The organism is Paraburkholderia sp. BCC1885 (assembly GCF_900996235.1).
Classification (GTDB): Bacteria; Pseudomonadota; Gammaproteobacteria; order Burkholderiales; family Burkholderiaceae; genus Paraburkholderia.
Genome location: NZ_CAAJGM010000208.1, coordinates 656,956 through 674,054, shown reverse-complemented (window position 1 = coordinate 674,054; position 17,099 = coordinate 656,956). Strand labels below are relative to the sequence as shown.

The 17,099-nt window shown below is 62.9% G+C and carries 20 protein-coding genes; 18 read left to right on the top strand and 2 right to left on the bottom strand.

All coding sequences use genetic code 11. The annotated features are described in order from the left end of the window. The first annotated feature begins 483 nt into the window (after positions 1-483). The 4 genes from FQ755_RS21625 to FQ755_RS21610 are packed head-to-tail and all read left to right on the top strand — an operon-like array spanning position 484 to position 3,611. Complete coding sequence (locus FQ755_RS21625) at positions 484-1,509, top strand: RluA family pseudouridine synthase (protein WP_144157104.1); 1,026 nt, start codon at positions 484-486, stop codon at positions 1,507-1,509. Further along, complete coding sequence (locus tag FQ755_RS21620) at positions 1,502-2,161, top strand: HAD-IA family hydrolase (RefSeq protein ID WP_144156806.1); 660 nt, start codon at positions 1,502-1,504, stop codon at positions 2,159-2,161. The genes FQ755_RS21625 and FQ755_RS21620 overlap by 8 nt, the downstream gene beginning before the upstream one ends. Before the next feature lie 31 nt (positions 2,162-2,192). Continuing rightward, positions 2,193-2,588: a Rieske (2Fe-2S) protein gene (locus FQ755_RS21615; protein WP_144156805.1), complete on the top strand. Its 396-nt coding sequence runs from the start codon at positions 2,193-2,195 to the stop codon at positions 2,586-2,588. A gap of 18 nt (positions 2,589-2,606) precedes the next feature. After that, the gene (locus tag FQ755_RS21610) at positions 2,607-3,611 is read left to right on the top strand and encodes a S49 family peptidase (protein ID WP_144156804.1); all 1,005 of its coding nucleotides are present in this window, start codon (positions 2,607-2,609) and stop codon (positions 3,609-3,611) included. Positions 3,612-3,687: 76 nt separating this feature from the next. Here FQ755_RS21610 and FQ755_RS21605 read toward each other — a convergent pair whose 3' ends face one another. Beyond that, positions 3,688-4,407 carry an SAM-dependent methyltransferase gene (locus tag FQ755_RS21605; protein WP_144156803.1) on the bottom strand — a complete coding sequence of 240 codons (720 nt, stop codon included), beginning with the start codon at positions 4,405-4,407 and terminating at the stop codon, positions 3,688-3,690. Further along, entirely contained in the window at positions 4,404-5,021 is a 618-nt protein-coding gene (locus tag FQ755_RS21600; protein ID WP_144156802.1) for a Maf-like protein, read from the bottom strand. The genes FQ755_RS21605 and FQ755_RS21600 overlap by 4 nt, the downstream gene beginning before the upstream one ends. A gap of 280 nt (positions 5,022-5,301) precedes the next feature. Between FQ755_RS21600 and FQ755_RS21595 the strand changes: the two genes are divergently transcribed. From FQ755_RS21595 to FQ755_RS21525, 14 genes are all read left to right on the top strand, one after another. Beyond that, a complete protein-coding gene (locus FQ755_RS21595) occupies positions 5,302-5,940 on the top strand; it encodes a DUF177 domain-containing protein (RefSeq protein WP_144156801.1) in 639 nt (212 codons plus the stop codon). A gap of 99 nt (positions 5,941-6,039) precedes the next feature. Continuing rightward, positions 6,040-6,219: a 50S ribosomal protein L32 gene (gene rpmF / locus FQ755_RS21590; protein ID WP_076785234.1), complete on the top strand. Its 180-nt coding sequence runs from the start codon at positions 6,040-6,042 to the stop codon at positions 6,217-6,219. Between the two features lie 171 nt (positions 6,220-6,390). Next, on the top strand, positions 6,391-7,497 hold the full coding sequence (gene plsX / locus FQ755_RS21585; protein ID WP_144156800.1) for a phosphate acyltransferase PlsX: 1,107 nt from the start codon (positions 6,391-6,393) through the stop codon (positions 7,495-7,497). Then, a complete protein-coding gene (locus FQ755_RS21580) occupies positions 7,497-8,486 on the top strand; it encodes a beta-ketoacyl-ACP synthase III (RefSeq protein WP_144156799.1) in 990 nt (329 codons plus the stop codon). Before plsX ends, FQ755_RS21580 begins: the two co-directional genes overlap by 1 nt. Positions 8,487-8,586: 100 nt before the next feature. Continuing rightward, the gene (gene fabD, locus FQ755_RS21575; RefSeq protein ID WP_144156798.1) at positions 8,587-9,519 is read left to right on the top strand and encodes an ACP S-malonyltransferase; all 933 of its coding nucleotides are present in this window, start codon (positions 8,587-8,589) and stop codon (positions 9,517-9,519) included. A gap of 88 nt (positions 9,520-9,607) precedes the next feature. After that, positions 9,608-10,357 (top strand): 3-oxoacyl-ACP reductase FabG, encoded by a 750-nt coding sequence (gene fabG, locus FQ755_RS21570; RefSeq protein WP_144156797.1) that lies wholly within the window; start codon positions 9,608-9,610, stop codon positions 10,355-10,357. 153 nt (positions 10,358-10,510) lie between these two features. Further along, entirely contained in the window at positions 10,511-10,750 is a 240-nt protein-coding gene (gene acpP, locus FQ755_RS21560) for an acyl carrier protein (protein ID WP_004197638.1), read from the top strand. 190 nt (positions 10,751-10,940) lie between these two features. Next, entirely contained in the window at positions 10,941-12,179 is a 1,239-nt protein-coding gene (gene fabF / locus FQ755_RS21555; RefSeq protein WP_144156795.1) for a beta-ketoacyl-ACP synthase II, read from the top strand. Between the two features lie 95 nt (positions 12,180-12,274). Next, positions 12,275-12,685 carry a protein YgfX gene (locus FQ755_RS21550; protein WP_313957467.1) on the top strand — a complete coding sequence of 137 codons (411 nt, stop codon included), beginning with the start codon at positions 12,275-12,277 and terminating at the stop codon, positions 12,683-12,685. A 101-nt stretch (positions 12,686-12,786) separates the two neighbouring features. Beyond that, positions 12,787-13,386, top strand: coding sequence for an RNA polymerase sigma factor RpoE (rpoE, locus tag FQ755_RS21545; RefSeq protein ID WP_144156794.1), 600 nt, complete (start codon positions 12,787-12,789; stop codon positions 13,384-13,386). Between the two features lie 82 nt (positions 13,387-13,468). Continuing rightward, entirely contained in the window at positions 13,469-14,089 is a 621-nt protein-coding gene (locus FQ755_RS21540) for a sigma-E factor negative regulatory protein (protein ID WP_144156793.1), read from the top strand. Between the two features lie 4 nt (positions 14,090-14,093). After that, positions 14,094-15,137 carry a MucB/RseB C-terminal domain-containing protein gene (locus tag FQ755_RS21535; RefSeq protein WP_144156792.1) on the top strand — a complete coding sequence of 348 codons (1,044 nt, stop codon included), beginning with the start codon at positions 14,094-14,096 and terminating at the stop codon, positions 15,135-15,137. Positions 15,138-15,174: 37 nt separating this feature from the next. Continuing rightward, positions 15,175-16,740, top strand: a complete 1,566-nt coding sequence (locus FQ755_RS21530; protein ID WP_144156791.1) for a DegQ family serine endoprotease — start codon at positions 15,175-15,177, stop codon at positions 16,738-16,740. Continuing rightward, entirely contained in the window at positions 16,737-17,000 is a 264-nt protein-coding gene (locus tag FQ755_RS21525) for a glutaredoxin family protein (protein ID WP_144156790.1), read from the top strand. Before FQ755_RS21530 ends, FQ755_RS21525 begins: the two co-directional genes overlap by 4 nt. Positions 17,001-17,099 lie beyond the last annotated feature (99 nt).

Here is a 17,099-nt window from a genome sequence, read left to right as displayed (position 1 = left end):
CCTTCGTCCACTCGCGCCGGTGCGCCAACTGGGCGCGTGACCGGAGGGCCGAAGGATGGGGTCATGCCGCAGCGGGAAGTTCGCGCAAAAGGCGCGTCTTTTCTCGCCGGGGGTGTCTCGCCTCATTTTGACGTCGCCATGTCTTGTACTTTCTACAAGACGCCTCGGGCGCACGCCGTATTTTCGCAACTGGAAGCCCCGTCCTGCAGGGCGTCAAACCGCCCGATACCAAGGCTTCGCAGTTAAATTCTTTTTTACCAAAATTCCGTTACCGCGGAGCCGACCGTGACCGAACGCGCCTGTGGGCGCCGTCCCTGCCGGGTGCTGACTCCGTGCGTACAACTTGTTGCATCTCGTTATGCGGGTGAGCAACCAGACCCGGGCGCAAGTAAAATGACTGTTTATCGCTTGCACCTGCGCAGACCGCCGGAATACCGGACAATGCGCCGGCCGCCGCAGACTGCTGGGCAAATTATATTCAGAATGAAAGAGTTAGGCAAAATATCCCAGAAATCGGTCGCAAGCGACCAGGTCTCGATGATCGAGATCGACGACGGCGCGGCCGGACAGCGCATCGACAACTTCCTGTTACGCGTCTGCAAAGGCGTGCCGAAAAGCCACATCTACCGCATCCTGCGCAGCGGGGAAGTGCGTGTAAACAAGGGCCGGGTCGACGCCCAGTACCGTCTGGAACATGGCGATCTGGTGCGGGTGCCACCCATCCGCATTGCTCAGGGAACCGAAGCGAGCGCTCACACACCGATCCCGGCTGGCCATTTCAATATTCTTTTTGAAGATGACCACATGCTGGTGATCGACAAACCGGCCGGCGTCGCCGTGCATGGCGGCAGCGGGGTGGCGTTCGGCGTGATCGAGCAATTGCGTGAGGCGCGTCCCGAGGCGAAATTCCTTGAACTGGTGCACCGGCTGGACCGCGAGACCTCCGGCGTGCTGATGCTGGCGAAGAAGCGCGCGGCGCTGGTGGGTCTGCACGAGCAGATCCGCGAGAACAAAATGGACAAGCGCTACTATGCGTGCGTCCATGGCGAATGGGCGAGCGACTGGGGCCGCCGCCGCGCGGTCAAGGAACCGCTGCACAAGTATCTGACCGCCGACGGCGAGCGCCGCGTGCGGGTGCAGGCGGACGGGCTGGCGTCGCACACCGTTTTCAACCTGGTCAGCCGCTGGCCGGATTACGCGCTGCTCGAGGCGGAACTGAAGACCGGCCGCACGCATCAGATCCGGGTTCACCTCGCGCATCTGGAATTGCCGATCGTCGGCGACGCGAAATATGGCGATTTCGCACTGAATAAAGAATTGGCGCGCACCAACGCGCGGCCGGGACTGAAGCGGATGTTTCTGCACGCCTATCGGCTCAAGCTGAATCATCCCGCCACCGGCGCGGTGCTGCAGTTCGAGGCGCCGCTGCCGGCGGAATGCCGGCGCTTCGTCGATCAGCTCAATGAATTGAATAAAGGGTCAAACCCGGAGACAGAATCGCATGGCTAGAGAGCAATTTGACCTGATCGTCTTCGATTGGGACGGCACCTTGATGGATTCGACCGTGCATATCACGCGCAGCATCCAGTCGGCTTGCCGCGATCTCGGCTTGCCGGTGCCGGCGGATGAGGCGGCGAGCTATGTGATCGGCCTCGGCTTGCGCGACGCGCTGCAGATCGCCGCGCCCACGCTCGATCCGGTGGATTATCCGCGTCTTGCCGAACGTTATCGCTTCCACTATCTCGTCAAAGACCAGACCACCGAACTGTTCGTAGGCGTGCGCGAGATGCTGCAGGCGCTGCGCGACCAGGGTTATCTGCTGGGCGTCGCCACCGGCAAGAGCCGCGTGGGCCTGAACCGTGCGCTCGACCAGTCGCGTCTGACGAGCCTGTTCGACGGCACGCGCTGCGCCGACGAAACCTTCTCCAAGCCCCATCCGGCCATGCTGCATGAACTGACCCGCGAACTGGGGCAGGATCTGACGCGCACGGTGATGATCGGCGACACCACCCACGACCTGCAGATGGCGATCAACGCCGGGGTGGCCGGCATCGGCGTGACCTACGGCGCCCATCCGGCTGCCTCGCTCGTCGCGCTGGAACCGAAATTCGTCGCTTCCAGCGTCGGCGTGCTGTCCGCCTGGCTGCTCGAAAACGCGTGAGCAACCTGAGCGAGAAAATGAGCGTGACCACATGAGCGACCCCACCGCCATGGAACCAGTGCGGATCTGCGCCTCCGCCGAGTTGGTCGAAGGCGGCGCGGGGCTGCGTCGCGCGGCGAAATATGCCGGCGGCGACGCAGTTGTCTTTTTTGTCCGCTATGGTGGTGAGGCTTATGGTTATCTGAACCGCTGCGCGCACGTGCCGATGGAGCTCGACTGGGTCGAAGGCCAGTTCTTCGAATCTTCGGGCTTATACTTGATGTGCGCCACGCACGGCGCAATTTACGCGCCGGACACGGGTAAATGTGTCGGCGGTCCGTGCCGTGGCGGCAGGCTGCGTCCCGTTCAGGTCGACGAACGGGATACACCGGATGGCCGCGCGGTATTCTGGCTGCCGGATCACGACCTGTGTCCGGTCACTCCCTGACTCTTCGATCTGCGACGCATGGCCGACAATCTCACTCCCGATCCGAACCAACCGTCCTCAGCGGGCCGCAAGCCGACGCCCACCGATGAACCGGGCTGGGAACGCGCCGCCCTCGAACGCATTGCGCTGGCGGCAATCAGTGAACAGCGCGCGGCGCGGCGCTGGAAAATCTTTTTCCGCTTTATTTTCATCATTGTTCTGTTGCTGATCGTCTGGGGCGTGTTCGACTTTTCCGGCGAGAAGGTGGCGACCACCGGTCGGCATACGGCGCTGGTCTCGCTCGACGGCGAGATTGCCGCGGACACCAACGCCAACGCCGACGACGTCGATTCCGCGCTGGAAAGCGCCTTCGACGACGCCGGCACGGCGGGCGTGATCCTGAGCTGCAACAGTCCGGGCGGCAGTCCGGTGCAGGCGGGCATCATCAACCGCGATATTCGCCGTTTGCGCACTAAATACCCGTCAATTCCGCTGTATGTGGTGGTGGGCGACATGTGCGCCTCCGGTGGCTACTACGCGGCCGCGGCGGCGGACAAGATCTACGTGGATAAGGCGAGCATCGTCGGATCGATAGGCGTGCTCATGGACGGCTTCGGCTTCACGGGGCTGATGGACAAGCTCGGGGTCGAGCGGCGCCTGCATACATCGGGTGAGAACAAGGGCTTTTTCGACCCGTTCTCGCCGGAAACGCCGAAGATGGACGCCCACGCGCAGGAAATGCTCGACCAGATCCACCAGCAGTTCATCGACGCGGTGCGGGAAGGCCGCGGCAAGCGGCTGCATGAAACGCCGGACATCTTCTCGGGTCTGTTCTGGACCGGCCAGCAAAGCGTCGACCTCGGCCTCGCCGATGGCTTTGGCGATTCCGACTACGTGGCGCGTGAAATCATCAAGGCGCCGGATATCGTCGACTACACGGTGAAGGAAAGCATCACCGACCGCGTGGCGCGCAAGTTCGGCGCCGCCGTGGGCAGCGCCGCCGTGCATGCGATGGTGATGGGCGGGAAGATGAGCGTGCGGTAAAGAACGATTGCTGAGCGTCGCTTATCGCGGCGTCAGCGGCCCGCCCGACCAGACGGAGCGGGCGTCTTCGTCTCTGTCAGACCGCCAGTAGCAGGAAAATCGCCGGACGCTTGTGCAGATCGAGCGCCGGCGCTTTTTTCCAGTCCGCCACGGTGCGGCTGGCAATCGTCTCCGATTCCAGCGTCAGGTCCACCGCGACGCAGACCAGCGTCGACGGCGTGCAGGTCGCCAGCAGCGTATCGAGCAGGGCCTTATTCCGATAAGGCGTCTCGATAAAGATCTGGGTCTGCTTCGCCTTGCGCGACTGCTGCTCCAGATCGCGCAACCGCTTGGCGCGCTCAACAGCATCCACCGGCAGATAGCCGTGAAACGCAAAACTCTGGCCGTTCAGGCCGGACGCCATCAAAGCCAGCAGAATCGAACTCGGTCCTACGAACGGCACGACCTTGACGCCGCGCTCATGGGCCCGGCGTACCAGTAGCGCGCCGGGGTCGGCCACGGCCGGGCAACCGGCTTCGGAGACGAGGCCGGCATCCGTGCCGCCCAGAATCGGCGCGAGCAGTTTGTCGATCTCGCCCGCCGGCGTGTTCACGTTCAGTTCGCGGATCTCGATTTCCTGGATGGGCCTCTCGGTGCCGACCTTCTTCAGGAACGCCCGCGTGGTTTTGGCGTTTTCGCCGATGTAGTAGTGCAGCGCCGCGGCGCGGGCGCGCACCGGCGCGGGCAGAACGGCGTCGAGCGCCTCGGCGTCGCCTTCGCCGAGCGTGTTCGGAATCAGATACAGTGTGCCGCTCATTGCGCCCCCAACAGTGGAAAACCGGCGGCCAGCAGCATCCGCGACAAGGCAATCAGCGGCAGTCCGACGAGCGCTGTCGGATCGTCCGATTCGATCGCGTCCAGCAGCGCAATGCCGAGTCCTTCGGATTTGGCGCTGCCGGCGACATCGTAAGGCGTTTCGGCGCGCAGATAGGCGTCGAGCGCGGCGTCTGACAGATTCCTGAAGCGGACGGTCGTGATGACGTCGAGCGTTTGCGCGCGGCCGTTGCGGCTATCGAACAGGCACAGCGCGCTGTGAAACAGTACCTCGCGGCCGCGCATGGCCTGCAATTGTGCGAGCGCCTTGTCGTGCGAACCGGGCTTGCCGATCTGCAGGCCGTCGTAGGTGGCGACCTGGTCTGAACCGATCACGAGCGCATGCTCGCCCTCGGCCAGCCGGGCGGCGACGGCGCGCGCTTTGGCTTCGGAAAGACGCAGCGCGGTGGCTTCGGGCGTTTCGCCCGCTTGCGGCGTCTCGTCGACGGCAGGCACGACGACGTCAAACGGCACGCGCAGGCGTTCGAGCAGCTCGCGACGATAGCGCGAACTCGACGCCAGAATCAGGCGTGGCGGGCGGGAAAAGGTATCCGGCATGGTGAACCAACGGCTAGAGAGGGCAGGCCGCACGGGCTTTCGCGCATACGGGCTTAAGTGTTTGACTCGAAAAGACAAAACGGATATGATTTTGGGCTTTTCATCGGTATGCGAAGTTGCGTTCACATGGAAGCTGCATGAGAACTGCGGAAAGCCGCCTGAAAACCCTCCCGCAGCCTCGCTGCGATCAGGGTTTGTCTCGTGGTAGACGTGCCGTAACAGGCAGCATACTCACCATACCGATTACCCCGGCTCAATCCGTGCCGACGCAGGAGCGCACATGACTCAACATCCTGGCAAACCTGCCGGTCTCGCCGACCCGCATGATCTCGATCTGTTCGAATTCGCGCGTAGTGGGCGCCAGGCCGCGGGTCTCGTGCGCGTCTCGCAACTGCCGCGCATGTTAAACGAAGTCCCGGCAGAAGCGCCAGAGCGTGAAAGCGCATTCACCTGGCAGGCCGAAGGGACGACGCAACCGGAATTGCAGGACGACGGCACCGAGGGTCCGCAGCCTTATCTGAGGCTGGCGATTCACGGGTCGGCATGGCTCGAATGTCAGCGGTGTCTCGCGCCGTATTCGCAGGCGTTCAACGTCGATGCGATTTACCGGATCGTCAACACCGAGGCGGAAGCCGAAGAGTTTCCGCTCGACGAGGATGAAGTCGACGTGATCGTGGGTTCGGCCCATTTCGATCTTGTCGACTTGATCGAAGAAGAGTTGCTGCTGAATTTGCCGTTGGTGCCCAAGCACGAGGTCTGTCCCGAAGTGCACGAGTCGCTCGTGTCAGGGGCGGCCGGAGAAGAGGGCGACGAAGCTGCAGAAGATGAAGCCGAAGAGGGCGGCGAGCCCGCGCGGCCCAATCCGTTTGCGGCGCTCGAAGCGCTCAAGAAGGGCGGTTCCGGCGGCGAGAAGCACTGAACAGTTGCATAGGAGCACGATGCGGCGCGTTGGCCATCCGGCCAGTGGCGATTGCAGTATCGGGCTGTGTTAGAATTCGGAAAATTTTTAGGAGTTATCATGGCAGTCCAACAAAACAAGAAGTCGCCGTCGAAGCGCGGCATGCACCGTTCGCACGATTTCCTCGGCGCAGCGCCGCTGGCTGTGGAACCGAGCACGGGTGAAGTGCATCTGCGTCACCACATTAGCCCGAACGGCTACTATCGCGGCAAGAAAGTCGTCAAGACGAAGAACGACTAATCGTTGCACTGCGTTGCGCCTCTTGGCGTTTCGCGTGGCGATCGGCTCGCTTGACATTTTCCCGGCTCGGCAAAAGGCGGCATTCCATTGCCGCTTTTTTGTGTCGATTGCAGTTGGCGCTTTAACGCCTGTTGCAATCCCATGCGGAGCGCCTGAAATTCGTCGCACTCCATGACAGTAAAGCTCACAATAGATTGCATGGGGGGCGACCACGGCCCGTCCGTGACCGTTCCCGCAGCTGTCAATTTCGTTCGTTCGCATCCCGATGCGCAGTTGATGCTCGTCGGCATCGAAAGCGCCATTCGCGCGCAACTGAAAAAGTTGAAGGCTGAGAGCCAGCCTTCGCTGATCGTCGTGCCTGCTTCCGAGGTCGTCGCCATGGACGATTCGGTTGAAGTCGCGCTGCGCAAGAAAAAAGACTCGTCGATGCGGGTGGCGCTGAACCGCGTCAAGGAAGGCGAGGCTCAGGCCTGTATCTCCGCCGGCAATACCGGCGCGTTGATGGCCGTGTCCCGCTATGTTCTGAAAACGCTCCCGGGCATCGAACGCCCGGCGATTGCGTTCGCGCTCCCCAATCCCACTGGCTATACGATGATGCTCGACCTGGGCGCCAACGTCGACTGCGAGCCGCAGCATCTGCTGCAGTTCGCGGAGATGGGGCATGCGCTCGTGGCGGCGCTCGGCGGCAAGGAGCGTCCCACGATCGGCTTGCTCAATATCGGCGAGGAAGTCATCAAGGGCAACGAGACCATCAAGCGCGCGGGCGAGCTGCTGCGGGCGAGTACACTGAATTTCCACGGTAATGTCGAGGGCGACGACATCTATAAGGGCACGACCGACGTGATCGTCTGCGACGGTTTTGTCGGCAATGTCGCGCTGAAGACGTCCGAAGGGCTCGCGCAGATGTTGAACAACATCATCAAGGAAGAGTTCGGCCGTTCCTGGCTGACCAAGGTGATGGCCGTGCTCGCGCTGCCGGTATTGATGCGTTTCAAGAAGCGCGTCGACCACCGGCAATACAATGGCGCCGCATTGCTCGGCCTGCGCAGTCTCGTGATCAAGAGTCACGGCTCGGCGGACGCCTACGCGTTTGAGTGGGCGATCAAACGCGGGTATGATGCCGTCAAAAACGGCGTGCTGGAACGACTTGCGCGGGCGATGGAAGAGAATGCGAGTTCTCTGGAACAGGCCACGCGCGAAGCACACGGCGCGGGTCACGCAAGCCCGGCCGCGGGCCAGCCAGCCGAGCCCTACGCTGCGCTATCCTCGAAGGCATAATGGCTCAATCAACAATTTATTCCCGCGTGCTGGGCACCGGCAGCTATCTGCCGCCCGGACGCGTCAGCAATCAGGAACTGGCGGATCGTCTCGCGAAGCAAGGCGTCGAGACGAGTGACGAGTGGATCGTGGCCCGCACCGGCATTCATGCGCGCTACTTTGCCGATCCCGATGTTACGACCAGCGACCTCGCGCTCATCGCCGCCCAGCGCGCGATCGAGGCCGCCGACGTCGACCCGCAATCGATCGACCTGATCATCGTCGCCACCTCTACGCCGGACTATGTGTTCCCCAGCACGGCGTGTCTGCTGCAAAACAAGCTCGGCATCAAGAACAACGGCGCGGCGTTCGACGTGCAGGCCGTGTGCTCCGGTTTCGCTTATGCCGTGGCGACGGCGGATAGTTTCATCCGCAGTGGCCAGCATCGCACCGCGCTCGTGATCGGCGCCGAGACCTTCTCGCGCCTGCTCGATTTCAACGACCGCACCACCTGCGTGCTGTTCGGCGACGGCGCCGGCGCCGTCATTCTTTCGGCCTCCGAACAGCCGGGCGTGCTTTCGAGCGCGCTGCACGCGGACGGCAGCCATTCCAATATTCTCTGCACGCCGGGTAACGTGAACGGCGGCGTGATCGCCGGCAGCGCGTTCCTGCATATGGACGGCCAGGCGGTGTTCAAGCTCGCCGTCAACGTGCTGGAAAAGGTCGCGGTCGAAGCGCTCGAAAAAGCTGGCCTGACGGCCGACCAGGTCGATTGGCTAATTCCGCACCAGGCCAATATCCGTATCATGCAAAGCACGTGCCGCAAGCTCGGCCTGCCGCAGGAACGGATGGTCGTCACGGTGGGCGAGCACGGCAATACGTCGGCTGCGTCCATCCCGCTCGCCTTTGACGTCGCCGTGCGCGACGGCCGCATCAAGCGCGGCCAGAACGTGCTGATCGAAGGCGTCGGCGGCGGCTTCACGTGGGGCGCCTCGGTGATCCGCTATTGATCGCTGCGTGAGTCGGCGCGTAGGCGCCGCTCGCAGTGCTCGATGGTGTCGATCCGGCCGTGTGCCGCGCGCATCTGAAATATCGAATTTTGAGGATCCTATGAAATTTGCGTTTGTTTTTCCTGGTCAAGGCTCGCAATCGGTCGGCATGCTCAATGCCTTTGCCGATCACGCCATCGTGCGCGAGACGGTTCAGGAAGCATCCGACGCGCTCGGCCAGGATCTGGGCAAGCTGATCGCCGAAGGTCCGGCGGACGACCTGAATCTCACCACCAATACCCAACCCGTCATGCTGACCGCCGCGTATGCAATCTACCGCGCGTGGCAGGCGGCGGGCGGCCCGGCGCCGGCGCTCGTCGCCGGTCATAGCCTCGGCGAATACACGGCACTGGTCGCCGCGGGTGCGCTGGCGTTCCGCGACGCGGTGCCGCTCGTGCGCTTTCGCGCGCAAGCCATGCAGACGGCCGTGCCGGTCGGTGTAGGCGGCATGGCCGCCATTCTCGGTCTCGACGACGACACGGTGCGCGCGGTGTGTGCCGAAGCGGCGTCGGCAGGTGTCGTGGAAGCGGTGAATTTCAATGCGCCCGCACAGGTTGTGATTGCCGGTCATAAGACCGCGGTCGAGAAGGCCTGCGAAATCGCCAAGGCCAAGGGCGCGAAGCGCGCGCTGCCGCTGCCGGTCTCCGCGCCGTTCCATTCGTCGCTGCTCAAACCCGCTTCGGACCAGTTGCGCGAGTATCTGGCGAATGTCGAAGTGCAGGTGCCGGCGATTCCGGTGGTCAATAACGTCGACGTGGCCGTGGTCAGCGAACCGGCCGCCATCAAGGACGCGCTGGTGCGCCAGGCCGCCGGCGCGGTGCGTTGGGTGGAGTGCGTGCAGGCCATGGCGGGGCAGGGCGTGACGCACGTGATCGAATGCGGCCCCGGCAAGGTGCTGGCGGGCCTGACCAAACGTATCGACGGTAATCTGGTCGGTGCTTCGGTGTTCGACCCGGCTTCGCTCGAAGAAACGCTCAAGCTCGTGACGGCCTGAAGCGCTGCCGCGCAAGCCTCGCTGCAAGACTCGGCAAGATCCACTCAGCTAACGCGCAATCCGCCCTCGCGGGCAATCCGGACTACAGATGGAAAAGACTCTCGATAAGCAGATCGCAATCGTGACGGGCGCCTCGCGCGGCATTGGCCGCGCCATCGCGCTCGAACTGGCACGCCAGGGCGCCACGGTGATCGGCACGGCCACCAGTGAAAGCGGCGCAAGCGCGATCACCGAAGCCTTTAGGGATGCGGGCGTAAACGGCCGTGGCGTTGTGCTGAACGTGAACGACGCCGCCGCGGCGGAAGCGCTGATCGACGGCACCGTGAAGGAATTCGGCACGCTGCACGTACTCGTGAACAATGCGGGCATCACCCAGGATCAACTGGCGATGCGCATGAAGGACGACGACTGGGACGCGGTGGTCGACACCAATCTCAAGGCCGTATTTCGCTTGTCGCGCGCCGTATTGCGGCCGATGATGAAGGCGCGTGGCGGCCGTATCATCAACATCACTTCGGTGGTCGGTTCGGCCGGCAACCCCGGGCAGATCAACTACGCGGCCGCCAAGGCCGGCGTGGCGGGCATGACGCGGGCGCTGGCGCGCGAGATCGGCAGCCGTGGCATTACCGTGAATTGCATTGCGCCGGGCTTCATCGACACCGACATGACGAAGACCCTGCCGGAAGAGCAGCAAGCCGCCCTGAAAGCCCAGATTCCGCTTGGCCGGCTGGGCAGCCCGGAAGACATCGCACACGCCGTCGCGTTTCTTGCTTCGCCGCAGGCCGGCTACATCACCGGCACGACAATGCACGTGAACGGCGGCATGTACATGTCGTAACGGATTTCGGGTACCATCCGCGCCGTGACGCGTTTCTTGACGCGGCGAGGCGGATGCCTTGACAGGAACCGTGCGCGCCGCTTTTTTGCAGGGGCAAACCTGATAAAATGCGCGCACCTGTATTTTTGAACTTCTTTTCCCTTGGAGGGGTTAATGGACAATATCGAACAGCGCGTCAAGAAGATCGTCGCAGAACAACTGGGCGTTGCGGAAGCGGAGATCAAGAACGAAGCATCGTTCGTGAACGACCTCGGCGCTGACTCGCTCGACACCGTCGAACTCGTGATGGCCCTCGAAGACGAATTCGGCATGGAAATTCCGGATGAAGAAGCTGAGAAGATCACCACCGTTCAGCAAGCAATCGACTACGCTCGCGCAAACGTCAAGGCCTAAGGTCATTCGCGCCCGCGTTGCTGGTTTGGCGGCGTGTGACGCCCTGTCGGGCCGCTGTTCGGCATTCGCGGGGCTGGCGCCAGCGAGGTTTCGAGCGCAGTTTCCAGGTTAAACAGCCACAGGGCTCACAGGTCTGATTCCTGTAGCCGCTGTGGCTTTTGCTTTTGTCACCTATGAAAAAGAGGTTACCGTGAGCCGTCGTCGTGTTGTTGTTACAGGCCTGGGGCTGATTTCGCCTGTTGGCAATAATGTTGCCGACGGCTGGGCCAATCTGGTCGCAGGCAAGTCGGGTATTGCCAATATCACGAAGTTCGATGCGTCGAACTTCACGACCCGCTTTGCCGGCGAGGTGAAGGGCTTCAATATCGAGGACTACATCCCCGGTAAGGAAGCGCGCCATATGGATACCTTCATCCATTACGGCGTGGCGGCCGGCATCCAGGCGATGCAGGACAGCGGGCTCGAAGTCACCGACGAGAATTCGGAGCGCATCGGCGTGGTGGTCGGCTCGGGCATCGGTGGTCTGCCGATGATCGAAGTGACCCAAACCGAGCTGCTGAACCGCGGTCCACGGCGGATTTCGCCGTTCTTCGTGCCGGCCTCGATCATCAACATGATCTCCGGCCACCTGTCGATCAAATTCGGCATCAAAGGCCCGAACCTCGCCATTGTCACGGCGTGTACCACCGGCCTGCATTGCATCGGCGAGGCATCGCGCCTGATCGAGTACGGCGATGCCGACGTCATGATCGCGGGCGGTGCGGAATCCACCGTGTCGCCGCTCGGCATTGGCGGCTTTGCGGCGGCGCGCGCGCTGTCGCAGCGCAATGACGACCCGGCAACGGCGAGCCGCCCGTGGGACAAAGACCGCGACGGTTTCGTGCTGGGCGAAGGCGCCGGCGTGATGGTGCTCGAAGAGTACGAGCACGCGAAGGCCCGTGGCGCGAAGATTTACGCGGAAGTGAGCGGCTACGGGATGAGCGGCGACGCGTATCACATGACCGCACCGGTGGAAGATGGCGACGGCGCGCGCCGCTGCATGCTGGCCGCGCTGAAGAACGCACGCGTGAACCTGGACGAGGTGAACTACCTCAATGCCCATGGCACCTCCACGCAGCTGGGCGACCTGGCGGAAACCACCGGCATCAAGCGCGCTTTCGGCGACCACGCGAAGAACATGGTCGTGAATTCGACCAAATCGATGACCGGCCACCTGCTGGGCGGCGCCGGCGGTCTCGAATCCGTGTTCACGGTGCTCGCCGTGCACAATCAGGTGTCGCCGCCGACGATCAACATCTTCAATCAGGATCCGGCTTGCGATCTCGATTACTGCGCCAACACCGCGCGGGAGATGAAGATCGACATCGCGCTGAAGAACTCGTTCGGGTTCGGCGGCACGAACGGTACGCTGGTTTTCAAGCGCGCCTGAGCAGGCTTCGCCGTTTGACGTCAAAGTCCGCGCAACACCCTATGCAGGCCGGTCCGGCGCTCCCGCCAGGACCGGCCTCGTCCCATGGGGCGCCGTTGATCACGCTGCGGCGTTCGGTGGCGCTGCGCGTTCTCACGCTGGTTTTTGTCCTGATAGCCGTCGCGGCCGTGCAGTCATGTCTGGCGGCCAGGCTCGGCGCCATGCAGGCAGTCCCTGCCACATTAGCTGTGCTAGCCTTTCTGCTGCTTGGCGCGGAGCGGCATTGGCGCAGCGAGCCTCACGCCATCAAAATCGGGCCGGATGAGCTCGTCGTCTGGAACCGTGCGGGGAAACTGCTCGTGCAGGGCCGTATTGCCGGGTGCTCGCAGTGGAGCGGCCGGCTTCTCATTCTGGTGCTCGCCGACGCCGGCGGCCGTTCCCGTGCTTTACTGATCGCGGCTGACGCCCTCTGCGCCGAGGCGTTTCGCGAACTGGCCGTGCTGGGCCGGCGGGCCGGCCGCGTCTGACTGTAACGACTGTAACCGCTGTTACCTTAGTTCGGTGACGCGATGATGGGGACGCTACAATGGTGCCCCGCGATGCGCCCTATAGTTAACGGATTTATCAGGTGAGCGAAAAAGAAATTGATCAGGTGCTGGTCGAACGCGTCCAGAAGGGCGACAAGCAGGCGTTCGAGCTTCTGGTCTCCAAATACCACCGCAAGATCCTCCGGCTGATCTCGCGCCTGGTGCGCGACCCCGCCGAGGTTGAGGACGTGGCCCAGGACGCCTTTATCAAGGCCTACCGGGCATTGCCCCAATTCCGCGGCGAATCGGCGTTTTACACGTGGTTGTACCGGATTGCGGTCAACACGGCAAAGAATTACCTTGCGACCCAGGGGCGGCGCGCACCCACGTCGACCGAAGCAGATGCTGAAGAAGCTGAAACTTTCTCGGACGCCGACCAACTAAGGGATATCAACACGCCTGAGTCGATGTTGATGAGCAAGCAGATCGCTGAGACGGTCAATGCTGCAATGGCGGTTTTACCGGAAGAGTTGCGCACCGCCATTACTCTTCGTGAAATTGAAGGTTTGAGTTACGAGGAAATCGCTGAGATGATGGGGTGCCCCATCGGCACGGTCAGATCACGAATTTTTCGCGCTCGCGAAGCCATTGCGGCAAAATTGCGTCCATTGCTTGACACACCCGAAGGCAAACGCTGGTAAACACCGGCTAGCCCGGCGGGGCAATGGGGCAATATCTGGGTTAGGTGGTGTCACTAGGGGTGTCCGTAAGATGGGGAGCATCATGAGGTCGGTCTCGATGCAATCGCAAGCAAGCTCGCGAGGCGAGCGTCTGTCCGCTTTTGTCGACGGTGAGCTGTTCGGCGAAGAGCATCTGAACAAGTTTATTTCGGAACTGGATCACGAAGATCGTGCATCCTGGTCGCATTACCATCTGATCGGCGACGCTCTGCGGTCGGACGATCTGGCGGTGAGTCCGGCGGCCAGCAGCGCGTTCCTCGCCGGTTTTGCCGCGCGTCTCGAGCAGGAGCCTCACGTGCTCGCGCCCGCAGCGCTGCCGGCTGCCCGCCGTCTGCTGGCGCTGCGCCGCCGCGTCGTGCCGGCATTCGCGGTGGCCGCGGCCGCCGCCACGCTGACGTGGATCGTCGTGCCGCAGTTGCAAGGCGTGCCCGGCGGTTCGGTGGGTCAGGTGGCGTCCGTCCAGACGCACGGTGATTCCTTGCAGCGGGTGGCCATGGCGCCCGTGCCGACAGCCGCCGCGCAGCCGGTGCAGGACGGCAACATCATTCGTGACGCCAGTCTCGACCAGTATCTGGAAGCCCATCAGCAGTTCGCGCAGCAGCCGGTCATGCCCGGTTCGATGCCGCTGATTCGTACTTCCGCCACGACCACGCAAGGCCAATAGTCTGATGCAGACACTGCGGTTGAATAAAACGACTATCTGGGGGCGGCTGCCGGCATTTCTTTTCTGTGCAGCCGTATTGTTGTCAGCCACACCGCGTGTCTTTGCGCAATCAGACGATCCGCTCGTCGTCCGCCGCACTGCGGCGGACTTGCTCAACCGCATTCATCAGGCTGCCCAGCAGCAGAATTACGAAGGCGCGTTCGTCTATCAGCGGGGCAATTTCGTCCAGACCTCGCGCATCGCCCATTACGCTACTCACAGCGACGGCGAGTTCGAACAGCTCGAAAGCCTCGACGGCAAGCCGCGCAAGATGTTGCGCCATAACGACGACATGTACACGTTCATCCCCGAACGGCATCTGTGCGTCGTCGAAAAACGTCAAAACAAGGATTCGTTCCCGGCACTGCTCACCGCTTCCAGCGACGACGTGCTGTCGGTCTACGAGCCGAAACTGCTCGGCACTGACCGCGTGGCGGGTATCGACAGCGAGGTCGTCGAACTCGACCCGAAAGACGCCTATCGCTTCGCTTACAAATTGTGGGCCGACAAAAAGACCGGCTTGCTGCTGCGTGCGCAGACGCTCGATCCGAGCGGGCAGGTGCTGGAGCAGCTGTCGTTCTCGCAGATCAGCATTGGCGTCGCGGGCGACAAAAGCGCCATCGTCAACGGCATCCATAACACCGCGGGCTGGACGATGGTGAAGCCGCCGGTCGAGCCGGTCGACATGGAAGCGCAGGGCTGGGATATCGCGCCCTCCGTGCCGGGTTTCCACAAGATTCGTGAGTTGCGCCGTCCGATGGCGTCGGCGGACCCGGCTGCGCCGCCCATCCCGGTCGATCAGGCGGTGTTTTCCGACGGTCTGGCTGCGATCTCGGTGTTCGTCGAGCCGGTCGAAAACAACACGCGCAAGGAAGGCGCGGGCAATAGTGGGGCGACGCACGTGCTGGTGAAGCGTCGCGGCGACTTCTGGATTACTCTGCTGGGGGAAGTGCCCCAAGCCACATTGCAGCAATTTGCCTCTGCCATAGAATATAAGGCTCCGAAGTAACCCCGCGACTCCCTCGAATCCCTCGGCTGGCTAAGATATGACGATTTTCACGGTGCGCAAATTTCTCGCAGCCGCGGTGGTGGCAGTTTGTCTGCCGCTCGTGCCGCATGCGGCGTCGGCGGCCCCTGCAGCAGCCAATCTTCCCGACTTCACCGATCTCGTCGACAAGGTCGGGCCGGCCGTGGTCAATATCCGCACCACTACGCGGGTGACGAGCAGCGACAGTGCTCACGGCATGCCGCCGGGGATGGACGATGGCGACATGTCGGAGTTCTTCCGGCGTTTCTTCGGCATTCCGATGCCGCAGCAGCCGGGTTCGCCGCACGGCGGCGGAAACGGCGGTGGCGACAACGGCAGTGGCGGCGATAAAAGCGGCAACGGCGGTGGAAGCGGCGGTAGTGGCGGCAGCAGCCAGGATGCGCCCGACAATTCCGATTCCGAGCAAAGCAGCGGCGTAGGGTCCGGCTTCATCCTGTCGCAGGATGGCTACGTGATGACCAATGCGCACGTGGTGGACGACGCCGACAACATCTACGTCACCCTCACCGACAAGCGCGAATTCAAGGCCAAGCTGATCGGCATGGATGACCGCACCGACGTCGCGGTGGTGAAGATCAACGCCTCGAACCTGCCGGCGGTGACGATCGGCGATTCGACCAAGGTGCGCGTGGGCGAGTGGGTGGTGGCCATCGGCTCTCCGTTCGGGCTCGAGAACACGGTGACCGCCGGCATCGTCAGCGCCAAGGGCCGCGATACGGGCGACTACCTGCCGTTCATCCAGACCGACGTGCCGGTGAATCCGGGCAACTCGGGCGGTCCGCTGATCAACATGCAGGGCGAAGTCATTGGCATCAATTCGCAGATCTATAGCCGCACCGGCGGTTTCATGGGCATTTCGTTCGCGATCCCCATCGACGAAGCGATGCGCGTCGCCGACCAGCTCAAGACCACCGGCAAGGTCACGCGTGGCCGCATCGCCGTGGCGATTGGCGAAGTGACCAAGGACGTCGCCGATTCGCTCGGCCTGCCGACCGCGGAAGGCGCGCTCGTCAGCAGCGTCGAGCCGGGCGGACCGGCCGACAAGGCGGGCGTGCAGCCGGGCGACATCATCCTGAAATTCAACGGCCATTCCGTTGACACGGCGACGGATCTGCCGCGCATGGTGGGCGATACGAAGCCGGGCACCAAGGCCACCATCACCGTGTGGCGCAAGGGTCAAACGCGCGACCTGCCGGTGACGATTGCCGAAATGCAGCCGGACAAGACGGCGAAGGCCGACGAGAAGCAGGCGCCGGCGCCGAAACAGCGCGCCACCAACTCGCTGGGCATCGCGGTGAGCGACATCCCGGCCGATCAGCAGAAGACGTTGAAGGTACACGGCGGCGTGCAGGTCGATCAGGTGGACGGCCCGGCTGCGCGCGTCGGCTTGCAGAAGGGCGACGTGATCCTGCGCGTGGGCGACACGGACATCACGAACGCCAGGCAGTTCGACGAAGTCACCGCGCATCTCGATCCGCAGAAGATGGTCGCGCTGCTCGTGCGTCGTGGCGACAACACGCAGTTCGTGCCGCTGCGCCCGCGTAGCGGCGCAGCGCCGAAGTGACCGTGGCGGCGCCACTCACGCTCTTCGGGCGCGCGTGGTGCCATCTGTGCGACGACATGCGCGCCGGACTCGAGCCGTTATTGGCCGAATTCGGTGCCCAGGTCGAAGTTATCGACGTCGACACCGATCCCGCACTCGAAGCGCGTTATAACGAGCTGGTGCCGGTTCTGGTGTGTGATGGTGTCGAGTTGTGCCACTATCATCTCGACGAAGGGCGGGTCCGTGCGGCGCTGAGCGCACGTGCCGGGCAGGCCCGCTAGCGCATCGAAAGTCTTCGGGCCTGACACGACGTCTGAGCCCACTTTCCGTGCTCTCCTGCAAGATATGCCGGGCGCAAGCCTTTTTCGGCTAAAATAGAC